The sequence below is a fragment of the Vreelandella sp. DA03-1M genome (assembly GCF_055725665.1).
In genome coordinates this window covers 182,196-205,358 of the sequence record NZ_CM146798.1, presented here as the reverse complement: position 1 = coordinate 205,358, position 23,163 = coordinate 182,196, and the positions used below count along the sequence as shown (strand labels likewise).

The following is a 23,163-nucleotide window of genomic DNA, read 5'->3' as shown; positions in this document are numbered from 1 at the left end:
TTGAACCAATTATCGGAGTTACGAGTGTAGATACCGATTCGCTATCCTGGCGAATGACAACGGTGCAACCAAAGGATGCTTTTCATGTCCCGCAACGATCACCAGGAAAGAAGCTCCCCATTGCTATGCCAAAACCCACCACTGTTATCTAGTGTCAGTGCTTCAATACGGGCAGCAATCCCTAAAGCAGCTTCTTGCGGGCTTATTAATCCACCAAAATTGACCATGCGTGTTTGCACATAGCCTGGGTGAAGCTGGGCTACCGCAATACCTTTGGGCTTCAGATCTACTGCCAGCGATTTACCAAACGCATTCAGCGCTGCTTTAGAGGCTCGATAACCATAGCGCCCACCGGAGTCGTTATCAGCAATTGAGCCCATTCGACTAGTGATATTGGCGATTTTGCTGCCTTCGGCAAGGTTGGGGAGCAGCGCCTCGACCACCCGCAACGGCGCATAGGCATTAATTTCCATCTGCTCTCGGATACTGTCGAGATCAATATCGCCAAGCGATTCATCACGCAGCATGCCTGCATTGTTAATTAACAGCGTGATCACTTGCCCGTCGAGCGCCGTTATCAGGCGGACGATATCATCTGGCTGGGTCACATCAATGCTCTCAATCACTTGATTAGCCACGCGTTCGAGCTCTTCCGACGACTGACGGCAAACGCCTATAACCTGCCACCCAGCGTCAAAATAGTGCTCTGCCAACGCTAAACCTACGCCGCGATTGGCTCCCGTAATTACCACTGTCGGCTTCATGTTTGTCTCCCTGTTGCCATTTATAATGCGTCCTACCCAGCCTAGGTGATAATCGCGCGATTGGCTTTCTGACAGTCATGGCATTGCCGTTCGTTATCATTCCTTACCACGTTGTCATCGCTTGTTCATCCATTTGACTCGGCAGTGTCATTCACTCTGCCCACACTGCATAAAAACGTGATAAAGGGATGGATCGCTTATGCGGCTCTGCATCGTCAGTGAAACATGGTCACCGGATATTAATGGCGTTGCCCATACGCTGAGCCGGTTAAGCTACGAACTTCGTCGGCAAGGAGTGCCGGTTGATGTTATTCGTCCTCGCCCAAGAACCCCTAGTCATGCAACGGGGGTGAACAGCGAACTGCAAGTGCAGCGCCTTGCTTTACCCGGCTATTCCGATGTTCAGGTGGGATTAGTCACACCCGCCACATTACGACGCTTTTGGGACCAACATCGCCCTGATGTTATCTACTTAGCAACCCAAGGCCCGCTCGGCTGGGCTGCTCGTCAAGCGGCACGGCGGCTCAATATCCCTCTAGTGGCGGGTTGGCACACGAACTTTGATCACTACTGCGAAGATTATGGTGTTACTTGGCTGGCATCGACCACACGGCGCTACCTTCGCTACTTTCATAATGGCTGCGACCTAACGTTAGTGCCTACCCATCAGCAAGCTAATACGCTTCAACAGCAAGGGATCCGGGACATCCATGTGCTTTCACGTGGGCTAGACGGAGAGCGCTTCTCGCCTGCTCATCGTGATACGCAATTGCGCCAGCGCTGGGGCGTAGGCGAACATCAGCCGGTCGCACTTTATGTTGGTCGGTTAGCCGCCGAAAAAAACCTCACCCTGCTCCATGAAAGCCTTCAAGCCATGCGTGAAGTGCGTCCCGATATCGCTCAGGTCATCGTAGGCGACGGCCCTGCGCGGGCACAGCTGGAAAAAGCACTGCCGGACGCGCATTTCACCGGCTTCGTGGGACAGGAATCGCTGGCTCGCCACTATGCCAGTGCCGATCTGTTTATTTTCCCCTCGCTTTCAGAAACCTGGGGGAATGTGGTCGCAGAAGCAATGGCCAGCGGCTTAGCCGTGGTGGCTTATGAGCATGCTGCCAGCGCCGAACTCATTAATAGTGGCTATAACGGTATTACCGTTCCCGCTGGCAATAGCGCTGCCTTTCAGCAGGCAGCGGTCGAGCTGTGCCAGCACCCCGCTGACTACGCGCGCCTAGGTCGAGTAGCGCGTTTACGTGCACTTGAGCAGAGCTGGACAGGGATTGCAGAGCAGTTTCTGCGTTATTTACACCAAGCCCAGGAGGCTCACCATGCGCCCGCGTCCGCTTGTCGTATTCGACCGTCTTGATTTACTAGAGTGGCAATTATGCCAGCGCATATCGCGGCTCTCGCTGTATCGCCCCTGGCGCATTACTCTGCAAGCTGCCAGCCGCTTAGGTGATTGGCCGGTATGGGTGCTGCTGATTCTGGCCCAGCCCTGGCTTCAACCAAACGGCTCGTGGCGGTTGATGCAGTACAGCGTTATTGCGCTGTTTGCCATAGCCGTATATCGCCTGGTAAAAACACGACTCTGTCGTGAGCGGCCCTTTATCACCTATAGCGAGGGCATCCTGTGCTGTGAACCGGCACGTGATCGTTATAGTTTTCCCAGCGGCCACACCATGCATGCGGTGATGTTTAGCGTATTAGTAGCCGCTCACACCCCCTGGCTACTACCGGTGATCCTACCGCTATCCCTACTGATTGCGATCTCCCGCGTCGGACTGGGGCTGCACTATGTGAGTGATGTACTGGCAGGCGCTGCATTGGGCTATGCCTTTGCCTTGGTCAGCCTTTATTGGATGGGGTAATGGCCGTTTTCTTCCGACTTATTTTTACCGCTTATTAACCGTGGGCTGGCTTGCATTTGGCTTGCTCTATTTCGAGCGTATGGTGTCTGAGCGAAGCAAAGACCGTTGGAAGCACTAACGCAAAATGCCCGCTGACGCGGGCATTTTAGTTATTTTTAAATAATTGTTATGGTTAGAGCAGTTGGTTAAATGTCGGGGGGCATGTCATCGCGCTCGTCCATAGTGGCCATGAAAGATGTCTTAAACATCATATACACACCCACTCCCGAAAACCCTAAGAACAAAACAAACATGCATAACATCAATGCCATCGCCATAATCTTGTCCCTGTTCGTGTGCGGTCGTTACGTTGACGTTTTCTAACCGCGACATTTGGTTTCATCGAAAGGATAGACTAAAACACAGGTTTTATCTGTACGAGAGCTGTGTGTACAAAAGCGATGCAGAACGCTAAATTTTAAAATATATAAAAATCAACTACTTATAATATTATACGCACGCAAAAAGACCACCCCGTTTTTACGAGATGGTCGTTTTGCACCGATTCCACTCCTTGGTCTGATGAACAGCGCCTCCTTGCGCTGCAACCAGTGAGTGGGCGGATTGTCCTTTAACTTCCTGTTTGTCTTTCGGCGTCCTGCCTTCCTTTTGTCTCTCAGCCCACTCACTTAGTTACTAATAACAATTATCTAAACGGCTAGAGCTAAACAACTGAACTTCTAAGCAACTACTCAGTAGCTGCAGGGACTGCGCCAAGCCATGCCAATAATCAATATTAATAATTAAAAACAATAACTTAAAAACAACAAACATTTCCAAATAGGCTAATTTCCCTGCACTTTTGATGTGTAGAACTGGCACATGCGACATAAGCACACGTTATCAAGACACATCTATCTAGCTGAAACACATTAAAATGATGGCGAAACGGCGCAACAGCGATTATTTTTGCTAACGAACCTTCCCACTTTGCTATAAAAAGGCTTTGCTTTAAAAAGTGTCCAGATAGCTCTATCCATGTTTGACGCACGCCCATGCCTTTGAGGAAACCGCTATGAAACGTACTATTGCGCTTGCCATACTCGTCATGACCACACTTCTGTTGGTAAGTGGTTGCAATACCATTCGGGGTGCTGGTGAGGATATCGAACAGGGTGGAGAAGCTATCCAACGCTCAGCGAGCTAAACGTGATGATGACTGTTTACTTATCCCACGGCCTAGAGAGCGGCCCAGGGGCACTTAAAATCCAGGCACTAAAAGGCGTTGCTGAAAAACTAGATGATTGTGAGCCCGTGGTGATGGACTATCGAGGCATGGCAGAGCCCCAGCAACGTCTTCAGCATCTTTTACAGGTGATAGCCGAGCGCGGTGATGACCCTGCCCACTGTGTACTAGCAGGTTCAAGCCTGGGCGGGTGGCTAAGCGCGGCCGTCAGCGCTCAGCAGCCCGTATTAGGCTGTTTTTTGTTAGCCCCCGCGTTAGGCATAGCCGCCTACCCTGAAACGTCGCCCACCATCCAGGCACGCCACACGCACATTGTTCACGGCTGGCGCGATGATATCGTTGCCCCTGAACCGGTGATTGAACGTGCTCGCCTGCAGCGGCTGTCGCTGAGAATGGTGGACGATGATCACCGCTTACACGCCAGCCTCGACACCATTTTGGTCGATTTTGAGCGCTTTCTATGTCAATGCAGCGCGGACTCTCAGAACGACGCATAACCGCTGACCAAAACAAACATTCGACACAAGCAACCAAAACCTATACAAATGGTGTACACAAAAACCAGATAGTGAGGAAATTGCTTATGTTTGGCATGTTTAAGCGCGACCCCAAAAAGAAACTGCAGCAAAATTATGAGCGTAAACTGCAAGCCGCGATGGAAGCGTCTCGTAACGGCGATATGCGCGCCAATGCCACCCTTACCGAAGAGGCTGAGGCGATATTGGCTGAGATTAAACGCCTTGAGCAGTAACGACTGCTTAGCCTTTACTCGTCAGCCAGTGCTGGCAGCAGCGTTTTTAATTTGCGGGTCAGTGTATTACGCCCCCAGCCAAGCAGTTCAGCGGCTTCACCTTTGCGTCCACCGGTATGCTTTAAAGCGGTTTCAATCAGAATCCGCTCAAAATCGGGCACCGCCTCTTCCAAAAGATGGGTATGGCCTTCGGCCAAGGCATGATCCGCCCAGTCGCGAAACGCCGTACGCCAATCGCCATGGGCGCTACTTTCGGAAGCGCTTGGCGAGCGCAGTTCCGGCGGCAAATCTTCAACAAGGATTTCACGCCCCGACGCCATCACCGTCAGCCACCGGCAGATATTTTCCAACTGCCGCACGTTACCGGGCCACGGCAAGCGTGTTAGGTGGGCTTCCGCTTCACTGGTCAGCACCTTGATATCGGTAGTCAGCTCTTTCGCCGCTTCGGCCAGAAAATGTCGGGTTAAACGTGGTATATCTTCGCGCCTTTCAGCCAGTTTCGGCAGGTGGATACGAATCACGTTCAGGCGGTGGAACAAATCCTCCCGGAAGCGGCCGTCATCCACCAACACTTCTAGATTTTGGTGCGTAGCGGCGATGATACGCACGTCCACTTTGACCGGCGTATGCCCCCCGACGCGATAGAACTCACCATCCGCCAGCACGCGCAGCAGGCGCGTTTGGGTTTCCGATGGCATATCGCCTATTTCGTCTAAAAACAGTGTGCCGCCGTTGGCCTGCTCAAACCGCCCTTGGCGCTGCTGTGCCGCCCCGGTAAAAGCGCCCTTCTCATGGCCAAACAGCTCCGATTCGATCAAGTCGCGAGGAATCGCCGCCATGTTCAACGCGATAAAGGGTTTACCGGCACGCGGGCTATGCTGATGCAGCGCCTGGGCAACGCGCTCTTTCCCCGTCCCCGACTCCCCGTTGATTAACACCGTGATATGCGAGTGAGAAAGGCGGCCAATGGCGCGAAACACCTCCTGCATTGCGGGCGCTTCACCAATAATCTCAGCGTTTAAGCCTTCCGGCACGACGACCGGTCGTTGGCGTTCGCGGGCGTGGGCCACCGCGCGGCGCACCAGCGCCAGGGCTTCATCAACGTCAAACGGTTTAGGCAGGTATTCAAACGCCCCGCCCTGATAGGAAGCGACGGCGCTGTCTAGGTCGGAATGGGCGGTCATCACGATCACCGGTAGATCGGGATGCGCCTCGCGTACTCTCGCCATTAAGTCCAGGCCGTCGATGCCTGGCATACGAATGTCGGTGACCAGCACGTCGGGAGGGCTTTCCAGTAAACGTGCAAGGGCAGTATCTGCACGCTCAATACATTCAACGTCGAGATCGGGCTGCGCCAGGGCGCGCTCCAGCACCCAGCGGATAGCGCGGTCGTCATCGACAATCACCACCCGCGCAACATCTGTACGTGTAGCCTCAGTCATGACGCTTCTCCGGTAAAATTATTACCAATGGAATCAGTAAACGAAATTCGGTATGTCCGGGTCGTGAGTCGCATTCGATCAATCCTTGATGTTGGTGCAAAATCGACTGGGCGATCGATAACCCAAGGCCACTGCCTTCTGCGCGCCCTGACACCATCGGGTAGAACAGCGTTTCCTGCAGCGTATCGGGAATGCCTGGGCCGTTATCAATCACCGAGACTTCACTGACTAAGCGGTGGCGTTCCGCCCCGAGGGTAAACTGTCGCCGGGCGCGGGTGCGCAATATTAAGGTAGGTTCAGGGGTTTGAGCATCGCTCATGGCTTGCACGGCGTTGCGTGCAACGTTGAGTACCGCTTGAATCATTTGAGATTCATCGCCGGAAAGGTCGGGCAAACTGGGGTCATAATCGCGGCTAATAACAACGCTGGGATGCTCGGCAATTAACAGCGCGCGTACACGCTCCAACACCCGGTGAATATTGACCGGCTCATGCTTAAGCACACGGTTAGGGCCCAGCATGGAGTCGACCAAGTCGCGCAGCCGATCCACCTCTTCCACAATGATATGGGTATATTCGCGCAGCGCCGGATCGTCTAAATCCCGTTCTAACAGCTGTGCAGCACCACGAATCCCGCCGAGCGGGTTTTTCACTTCGTGAGCAAGCCCACGGGCCAATATCTTGATGGTTTCTTGGCGAGTGGTCAGCGCCTCTTCACGCGAGATCTGCATTAACCGATCCCGCGGCTCCACTTCTAACAGTAACTCGTCGTCCGATAGCGGCGTTACAGTGTAGTCGACCGTCAGCGGCTCACTGTTCAGCGGCGTAATACGCGCTTCTCGCTGGGTGTAAGGATGAAACGCATCCCGCGCTTTAGCCAATACCTCATCGATGCTGTCAACACCGCCCAGAAGCGTATCTAGGCTGATGCCGTGAACGCGGCTTAAGCTAACCGCTAGTAAGGCTTCAGCGGCAGGGTTCATCCAGCGCACACGCAGCTCGCCGTCCAGCAGCAGTACCGCCGTGGTGAGATGTTCAAGCAAACGCTGATGCATGGTGGTGTCCTGAGAAATTACGTCTTCCATCGCCGTTGCAGACCTACAGGTGGATAATCAATGAGGGAACTGCAAAAAGCGCGCCAATTATGCATTTATGCCTAGTTGCACGGCTTGCGGGCATAGCAATAAAAGAAGATGGATCGTTTTAGCGCAATCACCGCGCCAAATGCCTCCACAACCGCACCAATTTAGTGCATTCGAGATTTTAACCACCCGGTCTAAGGAACCGTAATCGTCACTGCGGGCGTGCGATGCTGTAAACGTTGGCTACTATCCAATAGCTCTGCTTGAAGCTCGTGCTGCCCCGCAGGAAGCCCTGTTAACCAGAAAACATCACTGTGCAGCGCGGTCTGGCTAATCTCTCCATTCACTATCAGCCGCACTTGGTGGTCATCGCGCAGCGGAGGCGCAATGGCCACTTCCACCGCGGTGCTTCGCTCCGGCAGCCGTGCGCCTTGCTGGGGCAGCGCAATCGAAAAGTGGTCATAAGGCATAAAAGGCTGCCCTGGCTTGCCACGTGGGCGCTCAGTAGCGGGCGTTGCCACACTGGCCGTAGCCGCGCTTAACCCAGGTGGTAGGCTTGGCAACGGTGCCAATTCCAACGCCTCACCGCCGCGGCCAGGGTTATCGGTAAACGTAACGTTACCGTGCTCATCAATGACCCTGAAAACCGTCTGCCCGAAAGCGGCACCTGAAATGATGGTCGCCTCAATGCTCAGTGCAGCAGCCATCAAGAAGCTGATCGCGCACGTGGTTAGCTTGCCCATACCGCTCCTCACACTTGTCACAACCTCAATAACGACAAAACCCCGCCGAAGCGGGGTTTTGATACTATTTTGATCAACTGCGTTTTTATCAACTGCGTCTTTATCAACTGTTACCACCGCTAGGGTGATGGTAGCAGCTAGGTGCTAAAAGCGCTGATTAGCAGCTGTAGTACATATCAAACTCGATGGGGTGCGTCGTCATACGGATACGCTCCACTTCTTCCATCTTGAGTTCGATGTAAGCATCGATCATTTCGTCGGTGAACACGCCACCTTCGGTCAGGAACGCACGGTCAGCGTCGAGAGCTTCCAGTGCTTGATCCAGGCTGTGCGCTACGGTCGGTACTAACTTGCCTTCTTCTGGCGGCAGGTCGTACAGGTTTTTATCCATAGCATCGCCAGGATGGATCTTGTTCTTGATACCGTCGATACCGGCCATCAACATGGCAGAGAATGCCAGGTACGGGTTGGCAGTCGGATCAGGGAAGCGAGCCTCAACGCGCTTGCCTTTCGGGCTAGCGGTGTAAGGAATACGGATTGAAGCAGAACGGTTGCGGGCACTGTAGGCCAGCATTACCGGCGCTTCAAAGCCTGGCACCAGACGCTTGTAAGAGTTAGTCGAAGCGTTAGTGAAGGCGTTCAATGCACGAGCGTGCTTGATGATGCCGCCGATGTAGAAAAGCGCCATTTCAGACAGGCCAGCGTACTCGTCACCGGCGAACTGGTTCTCACCACCTTTCCAGAACGACTGGTGAACGTGCATACCAGAACCGTTATCGCCTACCAGCGGCTTCGGCATAAAGGTCGCCGTTTTGCCATACGCGTGCGCCACATTGTGGATCACGTACTTCATTTCCTGAACTTCGTCAGCTTTCTTCACCAGCGTGTTGAATTTAACGCCGATTTCGTTCTGACCCGCGTTGGCAACTTCGTGGTGGTGAACCTCGACAGTCTGGCCAATCGCTTCCAGGGTGTTACACATCGCGCCACGAATATCGTGGAAGCTATCAACCGGAGGAACCGGGAAGTAGCCGCCTTTAACGCGCGGGCGGTGACCCAGGTTGCCGCCTTCTACTTGGCTATTGGTCGCCCAGGCGCCTTCATCGGAGGTGATTTTGTACATGGAGCCCTGAATGTCAGACTTCCAATGTACTTCGTCAAAAATAAAGAATTCAGGCTCAGGACCGAAAAACGCGGTGTCGCCCAGGCCAGTAGACTCTAGATAAGCTTCAGCGCGCTTAGCGATGGAGCGCGGGTCACGATCGTAGCCCTGCATAGTGGCCGGCTCGATGATGTCGCAGCGCAGCACCAGCGTCGCATCTTCGGTGAAGGGGTCGAGATAGCCAGTGCCATCTTCCGGGCGCAGAATCATGTCGGATTCGTTGATGCCCTTCCAGCCTTCGATAGAAGAGCCATCAAACATCTGGCCATTCTCAAAGAATTCTTCGTTCACATCGCGAGCAGGCACAGTAACGTGCTGTTCTTTGCCGCGTGTGTCGGTGAAACGCAGATCTACCCACTTAACATCATGTTCTTCAATTAGCGCGAGAGTCTTGGCTGACATAGAGTCCTCCGGTATGAGCGTGGCTTAAAGCTAACGACTGTAAGCTACCGATAAATGTGTTGTTCGACAAAATACGCGCTAAACCGCACGTTTGTCATTCTTGTTCGCTCAACGTTTGCCTGACATTAGTGAACAAATCGCTCAGCGAGCATTTCAAACCGGCTATCGTTTTAGCACGTCGTAGGACTTATGCCTACGGCCCGCTAGCCGCTTGCAAATATAATGCAGAGAGCATGCCAACTCTGCACCAATATGGCATAGAAAAACAGCAACCAATTGTTTTATAACTGTTAAAAAGTGGATCAGGATGCCTCTTGATGACGCAAAGCGGCTAAATACAGGTCCGGAAGCTGTTTAAGAAAGGCATGACGCACCAATACAGAGCAAAAATAATGCCTTATGCGCCAATAAAGTGCATAAATAATAGTGAGCCCTCTTTTTTGGCTCGCAAGTTTTTTTACTTGCTACGCAAATAAGCCAGCTACTACAATAAATTACAATTTGATAGATTTGCTCACAATCGGAGTCGGCAAATGGGATCGGTTTGCTTTATCGTTGATGCCATGGTGACGGGTAACATGTTGCCACGCCACTTAAAATCCATACGTGATTCTGGCGTAGCCGACCACTTGCTGCCCATTTTGGTAACGAGCACGCAAGCCCATGCGCGTCTCAGCTCGATTGAGCAGCGTTACCACACTCATTGCTTGATCACCCCCAAGCTACCACTAGGCGCACGCCTCAATAAAGCAGCCTTTGCCAGCCAAGCTGAGTGGTTAATTATTGCGCTGCAGAAACAGCCACTGCCTGCCAGCCTCTGGGGCTCACTCTACCCGCAATTGAACACCTACAGCCTTGATGCCTTAATTGTTGGCCTTGCTCAGCCATCATTAGCCAAACGCATCCTGCGCCGCTTATTGGCAAGCACGCTGCTGTTACCGCCCTACATCGCCGTCAGGCGGGCTTGGCTTGAGCGCTTAGGTGGATTTGATCCTGAGCTGGATGACGCCAGCGCGATTGACGATTTTTTACAGCGCTTGCATGACTGCCCCACTCGCCTAAAAACGTACAGCGGCCGCTTGCTTAGCCAGGCCGATGAATACCCATCCGCCATGCTGCCTAACGACCCGGGTCTCGCTTACACATCGAAGCGGTAAGCCGTGCCTTTCGATTTATGCACTAACATTTTCCCATTAACGAACCTTCAAGCGCTTGCCAAACAGCATCGCTCCCAGCGTGGTGGTATTCGCCAATTTATTAAGGGCCACCGACCCGACGAGACCCACGACGATGAGTACCAGCGCATACACGCCAATCGGCAACGACAAAGGCTCAACCACCAGATCGGCAAGCACAAAGAACATGGGGTGGGCCAAGTAAATCCCAAAAGAATATGCATTGATGTGGCGCACCCACAACGGCGCCGGGCGCCCAGCCAAATAACGCATGGCGCAAAGCGTAAACAGCACGAAGAATGGAATCACCCACACCTCTTTGGATGAAAACGCCAGCCAATCCGCAAACGTCGCCGCTATAATTAGCGCCACCAATAGCACCAACCACGCCGGGTGCGCCAATTGCTGCATCCAGGTGGGCCGCTCAGCGAGTACGCCCTCTGGGGCTAGCGGGTAGTAGCGCACTAGCACCAGCGCCAGGAAAAACACATAGATCCACCCCAGCGGGGCGATCCACAGCAGGTAGCCGGGCAAATCAACATCAAACCAATAAGCCAGCCCCCAATACGCCATGCTGATAACGCAGGCACCCCACAACCATGGCACCGGATTCAATCGCCACAGCTGCCAGCGGGTAAACAGCCAATAAGCCACGTAAAACTGCATCGCAATGATCAAAAAATAGCCATGCCAGCCCGCATAAACGTAATACTCGATAGCATTAGCCACGAACCCCACCGGCTCATCCGACGCCTGTTGGCTTAACCATTCAGCGGTGGAATAAATAAAGCCATACACAAAGTACGGCACCATCACATACTTTACGCGCTGAATAAGAAACCCCTCCGGCACGGATTTATCGTAGCGAACAGCAAACACAAAGACCGATATAAACAGAAATATTGGCGTACCCAGCACCAGCGGCAGGCGCATTAAATCAGTGGCGACATTATCGAGGCGTTGATTGACGTGATCTAATAAATGAAACAAAAAAACGGCTATACAGCCGTAAGCGCGCAACCAATAGATCTCTTCAATTTTTCGCATTGGGCCTCCCGCCGCTACATACGCCTAACCTGCTATCCTGCATAACTACTTTGTGTAACTGCTCGGCATAACGAGTCTGCATAGCTACGATGAACAACCAGTGCCGCCGCGCTGTCCGATTTTATTAAACTAGTTTAATTCTGGAGAAAACGTGTTCATCCCAAAGCCACCTTTCCTCTCCTACCGGTTTCGCACCCTACTCACCACTTTTATTGGGTGGCTAACACTCAGCGGCCACAGCTTGGCAAGCGACGTTGAGCATCATTATTTTTCCTCACCCACTCTCGGTTACGATTATCCCTATAGCGTTTATTTACCTGATAATTATGACACCCAGTCGACTACGCCCTATCCCGTCATTTACATGCTGCACGGCTCTTTTGGCACCGACCGCGACTGGGTTTCCCGCGGCAATCTTCAACAGGTAGCCGACAGGTTAATTCGCGCTGGGCATATCCCCTCGGCAGTGTTCATTATGCCCGGCAGCCGCAGCTGGTGGGTAGATGGCCATAACGAACCCGCCCGTAGCGCGTTTTTTAATGACCTAATGCCCCACGTGGAAGCTACCTATCACGTGGGGCAAGAACGCCACCTACGTGGCGTCGCGGGGCTTTCCGCCGGTGGCTACGGTGCGCTTAACTTCGCCCTAGAACGGCCCGATTTATTTGCCGCCGTCGCGGCGCTTAGCCCCGCAAGCTACGCCCCCCTACCACCGCGCAACTCCTCCGCCTGGCGCCACCCAGCCTTTATAAATGACCAGGGGCAATTTGACCGCGAGCTTTGGGAAACCCTCAACTACACCGCCCATTTAGAAGAATACCGCCTGCGTGTCACCCCCCGCGGCACCGATGAAGAAGGCGACCTTCCCCTCGTACCACTGTATATCAGCGCCGGGCGGAGCGACGTTTACGACGCAGAATTTCACGCCCGCTTACTCCGTCAAGCCATGGAGCGCATTCAACCCAACGCCGTAAGGCTCGACCTTTACCCCGGCGGCCACACATGGCAGGTTTGGCGCGCCAGCCTACCCGCCGCGCTCAACTTCCTGTTTCAATACGTTGGGCAAACAAACAGCGTAGCGGGAATTGAAAAACAAGCTGAAACGCAAACTGAAGAACAGATTGAAGAGCAGAATGAAAAACAAGCCAATGAAGCGCGAGCAGAGGCAGCAAGCCCAAGCGGTTTAGAAAGTACCGCCAGCACTGAGGAAGTAAGCGGTTGAACGCACTACACTGAAGCAACATCCAACACGACAAGGAAGACCACAATGCATCAGCATATTGAATGGGACGAACCCGGCAGCGCCAGCGTAGCGGAATACTTTAAAAACGACCCCGACCACAGGGCGCCCGACCCAGGCGATATTATTTCAGCACGTTTCCAAGGCGTGATGGTACGTATCAAAGTAGAAGCGTACCGCGAAGATGACGCTGTCAGCATTGGCGAAGTTGTCGCCATCATCGACACCAGCGGCGGCCGCCACCAACGCCACAGCAAGCTCGAAGTCGGCCACATCGTACGGGTACCCGACGACAAACGCGCCATGGAAACACCGCCGAAAGAAGATTAACGCGTTAGCGCGTTCCTGATTTCAGTAACAGAGGCCATCCAACGCGATGGCTTTTTTGTGTGAATTTGAATAGCCAAGCAGCCATTCTTGAGTAGCGTAATCGCAACCACATTGATGGCCTTGCGATTACGCGCAGCAATACCAAAGGCACTTATCATATTTATTGCGGATGGGGAGACTCGAACTCCCACATCTTTCTGAGCTGCCTGAGCTACAGCGCAAATTAATCACCTAAGGTGGCAGGCAAACTATCCTCACACTCCGCGTTAGCAACAGTTAACAGAAGCCACCATGTAAATTTATACTCACTTCAATATTGTCGCCTGTTGTCTTCTTGCGTTTACACTAAACAAATGCAAAGTGGTTTAGCGGTTTTAGAGGAGTATCACTATGGCCGTACATTATGAACACGATGCCTATGCCTGGGCCCTTGAGCAAGCTGGGCTACTGCGGGCGGGGAAACTGGAGCAACTTGATCTTGAGCACCTCGCCGAGGAGATTGAGAGCATGGGCAAAAGCGAACGGCGCGCGCTGGTCAGCCAATTGGCTCGTCTGTTAATGCACCTGCTGAAATGGGATCACCAGCCCGAACGCCGCTCACGTAGCTGGCGGTTGACGATCATTGATGCCCAAGCCAAAACGAATCGCTTACTGAACGACAACCCCAGCCTAAAAGCATCATTACCTGAACTGATGAGCGAAGCGTACGAAGATGCACGCCGCGCAGCAGCGATTGAGACCGATAGCGAGCTGCACGCTTTTCCAGAAAAGTGTATGTACAGTTTCGATGAAGCGGTAACGTTTCAACCTGTCGAGCACTAAATCGCATGAAAGCAGTCAGGCCTAACCACTTACTCGCCCAATGCACGTCACTTGTAGCTTGGCATGAGCGCTAGCGCACCCCGAAAGCACCGCACAGCGATACTACCAGTACACATCTTAAATCTAGCAAAACTGCCTGGACGGCAGCGTACTCTCACCCATACTTCTGCGCTTCGTTGACGTTTACCTGAGCTACCTGGGCAGCGCACGAGCAGGATGCCTACGCCTGGGCGCTTGAACATTTCTGAGCTGCCTGGGCGGCAGCGAACCGAGCCAGCAGGCTTTAGGCCTCACTATCGCATTTCTGAGCTGCCTGGGCGGCAGCGCACAATGCTGCGCGGCTTACGCGCGAGAGGGTAGCTTTCTGAGCTGCCTGGGCGGCAGCGCACGAGGTGGTTGACGTGCGGGCGGCGTTTGATGATTTCTGAGCTGCCTGGGCGGCAGCGCACCCGTCCACGCGGTTCTCGCCATAGCGGCGCTTTTTCTGAGCTGCCTGGGCGGCAGCGCACCGGTTGACGCGCGCCAAGGCCATCAACGTCGATTTCTGAGCTGCCTGGGCGGCAGCGCACATGTGGGTGGTGCCGGCGGGTATCTCATGGTTTTTCTGAGCTGCCTGGGCGGCAGCGCACTGTTCACAGCAGCGCGCGCCATTTCCGGCGACTTTCTGAGCTGCCTGGGCGGCAGCGCACGGTCATACAGATTTCCTCGGGGTGATGACATTTTTCTGAGCTGCCTGGGCGGCAGCGCACGCTATGCAAATGCACTGTCAGGATTGCGGCTGTTTCTGAGCTGCCTGGGCGGCAGCGCACTTCTGGACCGGCCTACGTCCAAGCGAATATATTTTCTGAGCTGCCTGGGCGGCAGCGCACTGAGCGCTTCGTGTTCCAGTCGCCTTCTTCATTTTCTGAGCTGCCTGGGCGGCAGCGCACAGGTGTCGTTAAACAAATATCCCAGTTGTAATTTTCTGAGCTGCCTGGGCGGCAGCGCACATTCGTAAGTAAGTAAGTGGCTACTTTGATTTTTTCTGAGCTGCCTGGGCGGCAGCGCACGTTACGAGGAGATCATCTGGTAATGCGTCGGGTTTCTGAGCTGCCTGGGCGGCAGCGCACGTCACTACTGTTTGTTGGTTCTCCGTTGTCGATTTCTGAGCTGCCTGGGCGGCAGCGCACTTCAACCGCTGTTTCTATCCGTGCTTATAACGTTTCTGAGCTGCCTGGGCGGCAGCGCACTCAGGGACGTACAGGACGCGACCTGCTGAACTTTTCTGAGCTGCCTGGGCGGCAGCGCACTGGCCAGCGCTTCAGTCAGGTCGTCGGTATCGTTTCTGAGCTGCCTGGGCGGCAGCGCACCGAATGATGGCCATGCGTGAAGTGGAAGGCATTTTCTGAGCTGCCTGGGCGGCAGCGCACGTACGACCTGCGCAAAACAGCGCGCACCAACTTTTCTGAGCTGCCTGGGCGGCAGCGCACAGTAGACCCACGGATACGGCGGGTCTCGGCGTTTTCTGAGCTGCCTGGGCGGCAGCGCACATAGTGCCATCATCGAAGGCCTTGAGGTGTGTTTTCTGAGCTGCCTGGGCGGCAGCGCACGTAACGGGTTTCACTTCGGCGGCCCGCGTAATTTTCTGAGCTGCCTGGGCGGCAGCGCACCCCGCGTAAGCCCGAGCTTTTCGGCTTCGACTTTTCTGAGCTGCCTGGGCGGCAGCGCACACGTTAAAGCCGCGCCGATCTGCGCCTTGGCTTTTTCTGAGCTGCCTGGGCGGCAGCGCACGGTCGCTATAAGGCTGAGCGTGAGAAGGTTCATTTCTGAGCTGCCTGGGCGGCAGCGCACGGAATCGCGCAGCTCCCCGAGCTTGCCGGTCATTTCTGAGCTGCCTGGGCGGCAGCGCACTCAGGTTGGATTGTTAACGCCGATACGGCAGATTTCTGAGCTGCCTGGGCGGCAGCGCACCCGCCATGCTCCAGTGATAGCCTTGCAGTTTCTTTCTGAGCTGCCTGGGCGGCAGCGCACTGGTGCTGGCAAGCAACTACAGCGCATGTCGTTTTCTGAGCTGCCTGGGCGGCAGCGCACGTCTTTATGCGTCTGGTTGTTCTGGTTGTTCTTTTCTGAGCTGCCTGGGCGGCAGCGCACGAAGAATCACGCTTTACTGCATCCAGGGCAAATTTCTGAGCTGCCTGGGCGGCAGCGCACCTGGCGGATAAGCTGCACCGCGCCCGCGTCTTTTTCTGAGCTGCCTGGGCGGCAGCGCACCTGGGGGTTAATCCACGGCATGACCGGGCCAATTTCTGAGCTGCCTGGGCGGCAGCGCACTCGCCGAAGCGGTCAGCGGCCTGGTGCTGTTTTTTCTGAGCTGCCTGGGCGGCAGCGCACACGGCCTCGTAGCCCAGCCCCTCGCCGCCCAGTTTCTGAGCTGCCTGGGCGGCAGCGCACGCGACGGCGAAGTGATGGTGCGCCTGGTGCGATTTCTGAGCTGCCTGGGCGGCAGCGCACCTGTAGCACGTTCAAGTAGTGCAACAGCGTCTTTTCTGAGCTGCCTGGGCGGCAGCGCACTCGTCTGGTTCCATCTTAGTGAACGGGTAGATTTTCTGAGCTGCCTGGGCGGCAGCGCACCAGACCATTGAAGCGTTCATTACTGAGCAGGCTTTCTGAGCTGCCTGGGCGGCAGCGCACTTCACGAAAGCGTATCTGATCTAATGAGTGACTTTCTGAGCTGCCTGGGCGGCAGCGCACGCAGCCGGATCGAGGCGCTGCGCGCCCTGGACTTTCTGAGCTGCCTGGGCGGCAGCGCACTGGCCAACGCTCAAGGCGAAATTGCATCGTTGTTTCTGAGCTGCCTGGGCGGCAGCGCACGCCGCTGACTGAATAAACGCTGAATACTTGGTTTTCTGAGCTGCCTGGGCGGCAGCGCACGCGGATTGTTGCTCGGTGGCTTCTCATTCTTCTTTCTGAGCTGCCTGGGCGGCAGCGCACCGCAGGTGAGGGAGAGCCCGTCTATACCATGCTTTCTGAGCTGCCTGGGCGGCAGCGCACACAATCGGCAACGTCTGGCTTGAGGCGGGCGTTTTCTGAGCTGCCTGGGCGGCAGCGCACACGCCGCGCGCAAATAGGCGCGCATGGCGTTATTTCTGAGCTGCCTGGGCGGCAGCGCACTAGTCCATCAATTATATGGTTCAACGATAACTTTTCTGAGCTGCCTGGGCGGCAGCGCACAACTACGCCGAATATAAAGAAACTTCCAAGCTTTTCTGAGCTGCCTGGGCGGCAGCGCACGCCAAGGGCGTGAGATTTACACTAATATTCGCTTTCTGAGCTGCCTGGGCGGCAGCGCACATATTACTGTCGCGCTTGCTGCGGACGCTGAATTTCTGAGCTGCCTGGGCGGCAGCGCACATGCCGCCTTTGAGCGCATCCAGCAGTTTGCTTTTCTGAGCTGCCTGGGCGGCAGCGCACGCAATGCCGCCTTCGTTGAGCAGGTTGGCGCGTTTCTGAGCTGCCTGGGCGGCAGCGCACGGTGATCCGGACTACCTGCGCCGAATACTGCTTTTCTGAGCTGCCTGGGCGGCAGCGCACGAGCCGTTGGCCACTGTGCTGGAGAGCGTAGTTTTCTGAGCTGCCTGGGCGGCAGCGCACACCGCAATGGCAAAATTCTTACACGGCGCAGATTTCTGAGCTGCCTGGGCGGCAGCGCACAGCGAGGCCGTTCCCCAGCCCTCATTAAGCGATTTCTGAGCTGCCTGGGCGGCAGCGCACCATTGACGTTGACCTCTACCGCCGTACAGTACTTTCTGAGCTGCCTGGGCGGCAGCGCACCCCGGAAACCGACCCGCTAGTGCTCGACGCGTTTTCTGAGCTGCCTGGGCGGCAGCGCACGCCACCTCACCTTTAAGCGCTTTCCATCCAAGTTTCTGAGCTGCCTGGGCGGCAGCGCACGGGGCGCCTCCCTTGGATGGAAAGCGCTTAAATTTCTGAGCTGCCTGGGCGGCAGCGCACGGTTGCACCTGCGGCGGGCGAAATGTTTTCGGTTTCTGAGCTGCCTGGGCGGCAGCGCACTACCGCCAGAAATCCAATCCGGTGCCGATTACTTTCTGAGCTGCCTGGGCGGCAGCGCACGTCTCTCTTCATTCAAAAATGGAGAGCGTTATTTTCTGAGCTGCCTGGGCGGCAGCGCACAGCAATAGCTACGTGCCGCCCGTTGATGACATTTTCTGAGCTGCCTGGGCGGCAGCGCACACTATGGCCGCTAAGCGGCTTTTTTTATGCGATTTCTGAGCTGCCTGGGCGGCAGCGCACCCGCCGGTAATGATGGTGCTGGATAAAATCCTTTTCTGAGCTGCCTGGGCGGCAGCGCACTATGAAAAGGGCAGTTAGAAAGGTTTTCGGCTTTTCTGAGCTGCCTGGGCGGCAGCGCACCAATACGCTGACCGGTTTATTGAGGCACAAAATTTCTGAGCTGCCTGGGCGGCAGCGCACATGCCCTCGAGCTTTCCGGTGTAGTGTCTGATTTTCTGAGCTGCCTGGGCGGCAGCGCACAAATCATTGGCGATGATGAAGAAGGCCGCGAATTTCTGAGCTGCCTGGGCGGCAGCGCACTGTCTACACCGCGTGCTGCGCGCCAAATAGTTTTTCTGAGCTGCCTGGGCGGCAGCGCACTCCAAAGAATAATATGCCAGCCGTTTTCATCTTTTCTGAGCTGCCTGGGCGGCAGCGCACTAGAGCATACCAAAATTAATGTGCTGATTGTTAAAGAGCTTTAGCCGAAAAAAGCGGTATCACCCTTTTCAGAGTGACACCGCTAAGTGGTTGATTATTGGTGGCCAATTTTCATGCTAGAAAAAAGGGTCAAAACCAGGGCACCGTGGCGTTGGGGCTTAGGCCGTAATGGCTAAACGTGCCTTCCGTTGCAGAAGCCAACGGTTTGCTATGTTCAATAAACAGGCTAAAACGCTGCTGGGTGGAGCGGCTATTGATCTGCACAAAGGGGAGCTCAATGCGTCGTTCAGCCAACTTGGCATAAATCTTCCGCGCCTCTGCTTCTGAAATATCATGCCGTTTGGCGTAACGTTTGGCCCGGCTTTCACTGCCCGTATTAAATTGCTTACGCGCCACGTTTATATGCTGAGTATTTGCAGGTACCGCAAGCACTTCGCTCACCTGGGTGTGGTCGCGCATACCGGTTAGCCAGTCCGCTCTCATTAGCTGCTGCAAACGTGCTTGCGTGCCATGCAAGCGAAGGTGATCGCCCAGTGTGCGAGCGCGAACACCGTGCTTATAGCCTGGGAAACTGGCGCCTACATCTTCGGCATGTAAATCAAACAGCGCCCGGTGCAGCTTGTTATAAAGCGCGCCCATTAACATTGCCGGGGCAAAGTCAGGATCGGGCCTTAAACGAATGTCGATATAGTGATCCATGGTTTACCCCGCTTCGCCGAATACACCACCGCGAATCAGGGTCGCCATCACAAAGTGCTGATCTTCCTTCGTAGGCACTTGGTCCTTGATCATCCAGTTATCTAGGAGTGAATAGAAATCAGCTTTCTGCTTGGGCTGGCGGTACGCTTTACCCTGCGTGGTCACTGAGCCATACGGCTCAACGGCAATCGGCCCAAGATCATCATCGTTTTCATTGGGGTACCAGGTGTCGATGGTACGAATGGCGTTACCCAACTTTTGCGAGTGAATACCGGCAATGTTGCTGACGTGATAAAGCGTTTTGCTCTTATCACCCCGGCCCCGCTCAAGAATCAGCTCTTGTGAAGGAAACACTTCTTGGCCACTGCCCACGTGCACATAGGCCACTACCTCTAGCAGTAAGTGCTGTTCCCCCACCAACGCGGCGGCGATAACACCGGCGAGTTCTTTAAGCTCGGCGGTCTCCTCAAAGGCCCGCAACGAAAGCGACAGTGCATCAAACGTCCACTCTTTGGTGGCTTTACCCTGCGCCAATTGGCGAACGCTTACCTCGACTTGCTCAGCGCCCATGCGGTTACGCCACAGAAAGCGGCCATTAGCGAGGTTATTGGCATAGCGATGCGCCAGCTCGCCGAAGCCTTGCGCTTGTTTATACTCGGCAACTGCCTGTTCCAGCTTGGCTTGGTACTCGGCGTTATTACAGGCCGAAGGCGTTCCGGCACCCGCCAATACGCGCAGCGTAAAACGAGCAACTAAGGTGTCTGCATCGTGGGGCAGCGTGGCGACATCCACCGTTTGCAGGTTGGGATTTTCAATCGCTGCGTCTAGCTTAGCGGGGTCTTGGTCTTTGGCTTTCAGGCGGTTGGAAATGGTGCCGCGCACCGACTTTTCGCGCACTTCTACCGGCTGCCACTGCTGATTATCTTGCCGCTTTTCCCAGCTGCTGGCGTAAAGCAGGGCATCGGAAGGATCAAGCTTGCGTTCAAAGGCGAGGACGGAAGCGGTTTTAAGGGTATCGTTTTTAGCCATGATAGAGCTCCTGGTTTACTGGGCAGTGGCGCGAAGGTGGTAATCGTTATTGAGTCGGTAAAGTCCCGCTTCTTCGTCGTTATCAACGTACCAAAGCAGGTCTTCCGGTTGCTTCATGCGGTGGGGGCTGACCCACTCGCCAATGGAGTAGAGGCTTTCAACAAAGCGAAACTGAGTCTTGGCATCGCGAGCATTGGCCACTTCGCCGGGATTAAATAGATCGGAAATAGCGCCGTAACCTACAGGGATAGGCACCAGCCAGCCGCGATAGGGGCGCTGAGCCTGCCAAACGGGCTTCTCGTTGGATTCACCTTCATTTTCCAGGGCGCAGTGGTGATTGAGCCGTGAAAGATCCAGCCACGCATCCAGCAAACTGGCATCCGGGTTCTGCTGTTGCAGCGTCTGGTGGTGCTCGGCGAGGTAGTCATCGCGCAGGGTTAGCGCAAAGCCCGGCAGCCAGCGCCGTTTTAGGCGTTCGAACTGCTTTTGCCGCTTTTCTTCATCGTCATCAAGCGCGACCCATTGCGGGCGTTGCTTGTGGCTTGGCACGGCGCGGTTAGGGATGACGCTACCACCGGCAATACGCATACCTGCAACGATCTCACTGATTTGTTTGGCAATCTCATCATGCTCACTTTCTGCCGCGGCTGAATCAATCGTGAAGATCAGCGTGATATCCAGATGGATGCGCCCTTCTTCTACAATCGCTGCCGTTCCGCCAGTTTTATCCACTGGATTACGGGTGAGATGAAAACCACGGATATAGCCGCCTTCAGTGGCCTGGGCTTCAAAGTCATGGCAGATAACGCCGACGTTACCGAGCGAAACGTTGATGCCTGCTGCATAGAGTTTGCGTTCCAGGGCGTGCATCAATCCCACAAAAGCACTCATGGCAGGAAAGCCCCAGGTCATTGGGCTGGAAATCGCATTAGCGTTTTGTACCCGCAGGCGTGGTAAAACCAGGAGGTTTTTCACTTCACTCATCGTCATCACCTCCTGGCAGGTTGGTTAAGTCTTCCATTAGGTTTTCCATCCAGCGGCGGTCACGATCTAGCAGGCGTTGATGGGTGGCATCTTTTGCCAGCGTTTTCTGCCAGTGGCGAAATTCCACATCACCTAATGGGAGCTTTTCACCCAACGCAGCATTGAGCCAGTTAGCAAAGCGGTGGCGAATCTCGTCTGCCCACTCCACGCTGTTTCGTGCTTCACGAAAAGCGGCATCTTCCTCGGCACGGCCAGGATCTAACCAAAAGGCTTCTTCGGCGACCAATTCGCATTTTTCATCCGCACTCCACCCGGCAGGTAGGCTGTGCATTTGCATGGCAAACAGCGCCAGTTCATCCATCAGCATGGCGGTGTAGTCATCACGTAAATCGCGGGTGTGCATGTCGGTAGAGGGGTTGGTCTCCAGAAAGCGCTTGAGGTCTTTAACAAGGGCGCGCACTTCTGAGCGGCTGCCAAATACGCCTGGATGGGAGAAAACCGATGCTACTTTTAGCGGTGGGCGAATATCACGGACATTCCAACTGGGCGGAAGCGACGCCAACAAATAGTTGTTACCGCCCCGCTCGCTATTCAGCTGCGAGATATTTTGCGGCTTGGTGCCGCCCATTTTTTGTACGGCCAAGTTGGGGTAGCTGTGAACGGGTTGCTCAGCGTAGTTGCCCTCCCGTTTAGCTTTACGTGCCTCTTTAGCCTCTTCGCTAAAGCGGTCATGGTTAATGGTTTGAAATACGCGGTGGGCCAGCGAGGTGGCATAGAGCGGTGCTAATAGATGAAAATTCTCGGCATCACTTTCTACGTCTGCGGCATCATCACCTACCAGCCAGTAGAGCTGTTTGCCTCGGGTATGTGAGGCGTGCTCGCCACGCGGTTCGGTAATCGCCGCAAAGGCGCTGATCCACGCCTGGGCTTGTTCGGGGTTATCGCTTAACGCTTTGGCAAACTCGCTATCATTTTCTAGCGCACGCTCAAGCAGCGATTTTCCCTCGAGCTGCAGCTTCAAGAACTTATAAACATCCAAGGCTGCGGCGTTCCCCACCACATCGCCCGCAAAATTAGCGGGTAGTACATGACTGCCAACAAGGTTGTGGGTATGTAGCGATTCGGGCGGAGCGTAAAGGTTGGAGCCTTTGGCATCGGGGTGGATAGGTTTTAGCGAGTGGGTGACGACTTGCAGTTGACCAACGCGCCTTGCCGCATCGTTGATCCAGGTATCGAATTGGAACTGTTCAACCAGTGCTTGGTATTTTGGATCGTCGGGAGCTAGCTTTTCCGCCTTGGTATCGAAGCGATCTTTTAAAAAAACTTCGACTAATGTTCGGAGTTGCTGCCAACTTCCACTAGGAATGGTAGGCATTATTTATCCTTACGAATTTGGGAATCACTGAAATTCGTGCCAAAATAAGCCCCGAGGCAATACGCCTCGGGGCATCTGGCAGGCCGATCTAAAAATCGGCCTCAAAATATTATGTTTACATGATAGCCAATCATGCTCAGATTCCTCCTATCTGCTCTGACCCTGCAGATTTGGGTAACGACGATATACGAATGTGTTTCAAGCTAGCCAAGGAGGTGTGCGACCACCCCTTGGCTAAATTGATATTAGGGCACCACTCTAAAATTATCAACCAGTTTATTAATTAGTGTAATTAAAATAGAAAATGACTTTGACTG

19 protein-coding genes and 1 CRISPR repeat array are annotated in these 23,163 nt (G+C 54.5%); of the genes, 9 read left to right on the top strand and 10 right to left on the bottom strand.

Annotation, left to right across the window (positions count from 1 at the left end; translation table 11 throughout):
* Window positions 1-98: 98 nt before the first annotated feature.
* Window positions 99-764, bottom strand: coding sequence for an SDR family oxidoreductase (locus ACXUPB_RS00965; RefSeq protein WP_101147080.1), 666 nt, complete (start codon window positions 762-764; stop codon window positions 99-101).
* Window positions 765-963: 199 nt separating this feature from the next.
* Here ACXUPB_RS00965 and ACXUPB_RS00960 point away from each other — a divergent pair, with 199 nt between their 5' ends.
* The 5 genes from ACXUPB_RS00960 to ACXUPB_RS00940 all read left to right on the top strand — a co-directional run bounded on the left by ACXUPB_RS00960 (window position 964) and on the right by ACXUPB_RS00940 (window position 4,605).
* Entirely contained in the window at window positions 964-2,127 is a 1,164-nt protein-coding gene (locus tag ACXUPB_RS00960) for a glycosyltransferase family 4 protein (protein ID WP_176303369.1), read from the top strand.
* Window positions 2,090-2,629 carry a phosphatase PAP2 family protein gene (locus ACXUPB_RS00955; RefSeq protein ID WP_176303370.1) on the top strand — a complete coding sequence of 180 codons (540 nt, stop codon included), beginning with the start codon at window positions 2,090-2,092 and terminating at the stop codon, window positions 2,627-2,629. Before ACXUPB_RS00960 ends, ACXUPB_RS00955 begins: the two co-directional genes overlap by 38 nt.
* A 1,054-nt stretch (window positions 2,630-3,683) precedes the next feature.
* Window positions 3,684-3,815, top strand: coding sequence for an entericidin A/B family lipoprotein (locus ACXUPB_RS00950; RefSeq protein ID WP_008956940.1), 132 nt, complete (start codon window positions 3,684-3,686; stop codon window positions 3,813-3,815).
* A 5-nt stretch (window positions 3,816-3,820) separates the two neighbouring features.
* Window positions 3,821-4,351 carry a YqiA/YcfP family alpha/beta fold hydrolase gene (locus ACXUPB_RS00945; protein ID WP_035564130.1) on the top strand — a complete coding sequence of 177 codons (531 nt, stop codon included), beginning with the start codon at window positions 3,821-3,823 and terminating at the stop codon, window positions 4,349-4,351.
* An 86-nt stretch (window positions 4,352-4,437) separates the two neighbouring features.
* A complete protein-coding gene (locus ACXUPB_RS00940) occupies window positions 4,438-4,605 on the top strand; it encodes a DUF6435 family protein (RefSeq protein WP_144408617.1) in 168 nt (55 codons plus the stop codon).
* 14 nt (window positions 4,606-4,619) lie between these two features.
* On the opposite strand, the gene ntrC is transcribed toward ACXUPB_RS00940, so the two are convergent.
* The 4 genes from ntrC to glnA form a co-directional block, all read right to left on the bottom strand.
* The gene (ntrC, locus tag ACXUPB_RS00935) at window positions 4,620-6,047 is read right to left on the bottom strand and encodes a nitrogen regulation protein NR(I) (RefSeq protein ID WP_472954877.1); all 1,428 of its coding nucleotides are present in this window, start codon (window positions 6,045-6,047) and stop codon (window positions 4,620-4,622) included.
* On the bottom strand, window positions 6,040-7,101 hold the full coding sequence (gene glnL, locus ACXUPB_RS00930; RefSeq protein WP_035586359.1) for a nitrogen regulation protein NR(II): 1,062 nt from the start codon (window positions 7,099-7,101) through the stop codon (window positions 6,040-6,042). The genes ntrC and glnL overlap by 8 nt, the downstream gene beginning before the upstream one ends.
* 221 nt (window positions 7,102-7,322) lie before the next feature.
* On the bottom strand, window positions 7,323-7,871 hold the full coding sequence (locus ACXUPB_RS00925; protein WP_035564126.1) for a DUF4124 domain-containing protein: 549 nt from the start codon (window positions 7,869-7,871) through the stop codon (window positions 7,323-7,325).
* A 157-nt stretch (window positions 7,872-8,028) separates the two neighbouring features.
* On the bottom strand, window positions 8,029-9,435 hold the full coding sequence (glnA, locus tag ACXUPB_RS00920) for a glutamate--ammonia ligase (protein WP_008956934.1): 1,407 nt from the start codon (window positions 9,433-9,435) through the stop codon (window positions 8,029-8,031).
* Between the two features lie 533 nt (window positions 9,436-9,968).
* On the opposite strand from glnA, the gene ACXUPB_RS00915 reads away from it, so the two are divergent.
* Entirely contained in the window at window positions 9,969-10,592 is a 624-nt protein-coding gene (locus tag ACXUPB_RS00915) for a hypothetical protein (protein ID WP_472954874.1), read from the top strand.
* Between the two features lie 36 nt (window positions 10,593-10,628).
* On the opposite strand, the gene ACXUPB_RS00910 is transcribed toward ACXUPB_RS00915, so the two are convergent.
* Window positions 10,629-11,657: an acyltransferase family protein gene (locus ACXUPB_RS00910; RefSeq protein WP_472954872.1), complete on the bottom strand. Its 1,029-nt coding sequence runs from the start codon at window positions 11,655-11,657 to the stop codon at window positions 10,629-10,631.
* A gap of 151 nt (window positions 11,658-11,808) precedes the next feature.
* On the opposite strand from ACXUPB_RS00910, the gene ACXUPB_RS00905 reads away from it, so the two are divergent.
* From ACXUPB_RS00905 to ACXUPB_RS00895, 3 genes are all read left to right on the top strand, one after another.
* Window positions 11,809-12,879, top strand: coding sequence for an alpha/beta hydrolase (locus ACXUPB_RS00905; RefSeq protein ID WP_472954870.1), 1,071 nt, complete (start codon window positions 11,809-11,811; stop codon window positions 12,877-12,879).
* A 45-nt stretch (window positions 12,880-12,924) separates the two neighbouring features.
* Window positions 12,925-13,227, top strand: a complete 303-nt coding sequence (locus ACXUPB_RS00900) for a hypothetical protein (protein ID WP_472954868.1) — start codon at window positions 12,925-12,927, stop codon at window positions 13,225-13,227.
* Between the two features lie 390 nt (window positions 13,228-13,617).
* A complete protein-coding gene (locus ACXUPB_RS00895; protein ID WP_101147089.1) occupies window positions 13,618-14,049 on the top strand; it encodes a DUF29 domain-containing protein in 432 nt (143 codons plus the stop codon).
* A gap of 241 nt (window positions 14,050-14,290) precedes the next feature.
* A CRISPR array of direct repeats spans window positions 14,291-18,759; the repeat unit is 28 nt; unit sequence TTTCTGAGCTGCCTGGGCGGCAGCGCAC.
* A gap of 129 nt (window positions 18,760-18,888) precedes the next feature.
* On the opposite strand, the gene cas6f is transcribed toward ACXUPB_RS00895, so the two are convergent.
* The 4 genes from cas6f to csy1 are packed head-to-tail and all read right to left on the bottom strand — an operon-like array spanning window position 18,889 to window position 22,846.
* Entirely contained in the window at window positions 18,889-19,458 is a 570-nt protein-coding gene (gene cas6f / locus ACXUPB_RS00890; protein ID WP_101147090.1) for a type I-F CRISPR-associated endoribonuclease Cas6/Csy4, read from the bottom strand.
* A 3-nt stretch (window positions 19,459-19,461) separates the two neighbouring features.
* Window positions 19,462-20,487, bottom strand: a complete 1,026-nt coding sequence (gene csy3, locus ACXUPB_RS00885; RefSeq protein WP_472954865.1) for a type I-F CRISPR-associated protein Csy3 — start codon at window positions 20,485-20,487, stop codon at window positions 19,462-19,464.
* Between the two features lie 15 nt (window positions 20,488-20,502).
* A complete protein-coding gene (gene csy2, locus ACXUPB_RS00880; RefSeq protein WP_101147092.1) occupies window positions 20,503-21,471 on the bottom strand; it encodes a type I-F CRISPR-associated protein Csy2 in 969 nt (322 codons plus the stop codon).
* A complete protein-coding gene (gene csy1, locus ACXUPB_RS00875) occupies window positions 21,464-22,846 on the bottom strand; it encodes a type I-F CRISPR-associated protein Csy1 (protein ID WP_101147093.1) in 1,383 nt (460 codons plus the stop codon). The genes csy2 and csy1 overlap by 8 nt, the downstream gene beginning before the upstream one ends.
* Window positions 22,847-23,163: the final 317 nt, after the last annotated feature.

Excerpts from the sequence above, each read along its gene's own strand:
- ACXUPB_RS00965 (WP_101147080.1), bottom strand. The coding sequence starts at position 764 with ATGAAGCCGACAGTGGTAATTACGGGAGCCAATCGCGGCGTAGGTTTA.
- ACXUPB_RS00960 (WP_176303369.1), top strand. The coding sequence starts at position 964 with ATGCGGCTCTGCATCGTCAGTGAAACATGGTCACCGGATATTAATGGC.
- ACXUPB_RS00955 (WP_176303370.1), top strand. The coding sequence starts at position 2,090 with ATGCGCCCGCGTCCGCTTGTCGTATTCGACCGTCTTGATTTACTAGAG.
- ACXUPB_RS00950 (WP_008956940.1), top strand. The coding sequence starts at position 3,684 with ATGAAACGTACTATTGCGCTTGCCATACTCGTCATGACCACACTTCTG.
- ACXUPB_RS00945 (WP_035564130.1), top strand. The coding sequence starts at position 3,821 with ATGATGACTGTTTACTTATCCCACGGCCTAGAGAGCGGCCCAGGGGCA.
- ACXUPB_RS00940 (WP_144408617.1), top strand. The coding sequence starts at position 4,438 with ATGTTTGGCATGTTTAAGCGCGACCCCAAAAAGAAACTGCAGCAAAAT.
- ntrC (WP_472954877.1), bottom strand. The coding sequence starts at position 6,047 with ATGACTGAGGCTACACGTACAGATGTTGCGCGGGTGGTGATTGTCGAT.
- glnL (WP_035586359.1), bottom strand. The coding sequence starts at position 7,101 with ATGCATCAGCGTTTGCTTGAACATCTCACCACGGCGGTACTGCTGCTG.
- ACXUPB_RS00925 (WP_035564126.1), bottom strand. The coding sequence starts at position 7,871 with ATGGGCAAGCTAACCACGTGCGCGATCAGCTTCTTGATGGCTGCTGCA.
- glnA (WP_008956934.1), bottom strand. The coding sequence starts at position 9,435 with ATGTCAGCCAAGACTCTCGCGCTAATTGAAGAACATGATGTTAAGTGG.
- ACXUPB_RS00915 (WP_472954874.1), top strand. The coding sequence starts at position 9,969 with ATGGGATCGGTTTGCTTTATCGTTGATGCCATGGTGACGGGTAACATG.
- ACXUPB_RS00910 (WP_472954872.1), bottom strand. The coding sequence starts at position 11,657 with ATGCGAAAAATTGAAGAGATCTATTGGTTGCGCGCTTACGGCTGTATA.
- ACXUPB_RS00900 (WP_472954868.1), top strand. The coding sequence starts at position 12,925 with ATGCATCAGCATATTGAATGGGACGAACCCGGCAGCGCCAGCGTAGCG.
- ACXUPB_RS00895 (WP_101147089.1), top strand. The coding sequence starts at position 13,618 with ATGGCCGTACATTATGAACACGATGCCTATGCCTGGGCCCTTGAGCAA.
- cas6f (WP_101147090.1), bottom strand. The coding sequence starts at position 19,458 with ATGGATCACTATATCGACATTCGTTTAAGGCCCGATCCTGACTTTGCC.
- csy3 (WP_472954865.1), bottom strand. The coding sequence starts at position 20,487 with ATGGCTAAAAACGATACCCTTAAAACCGCTTCCGTCCTCGCCTTTGAA.
- csy2 (WP_101147092.1), bottom strand. The coding sequence starts at position 21,471 with ATGAGTGAAGTGAAAAACCTCCTGGTTTTACCACGCCTGCGGGTACAA.
- csy1 (WP_101147093.1), bottom strand. The coding sequence starts at position 22,846 with ATGCCTACCATTCCTAGTGGAAGTTGGCAGCAACTCCGAACATTAGTC.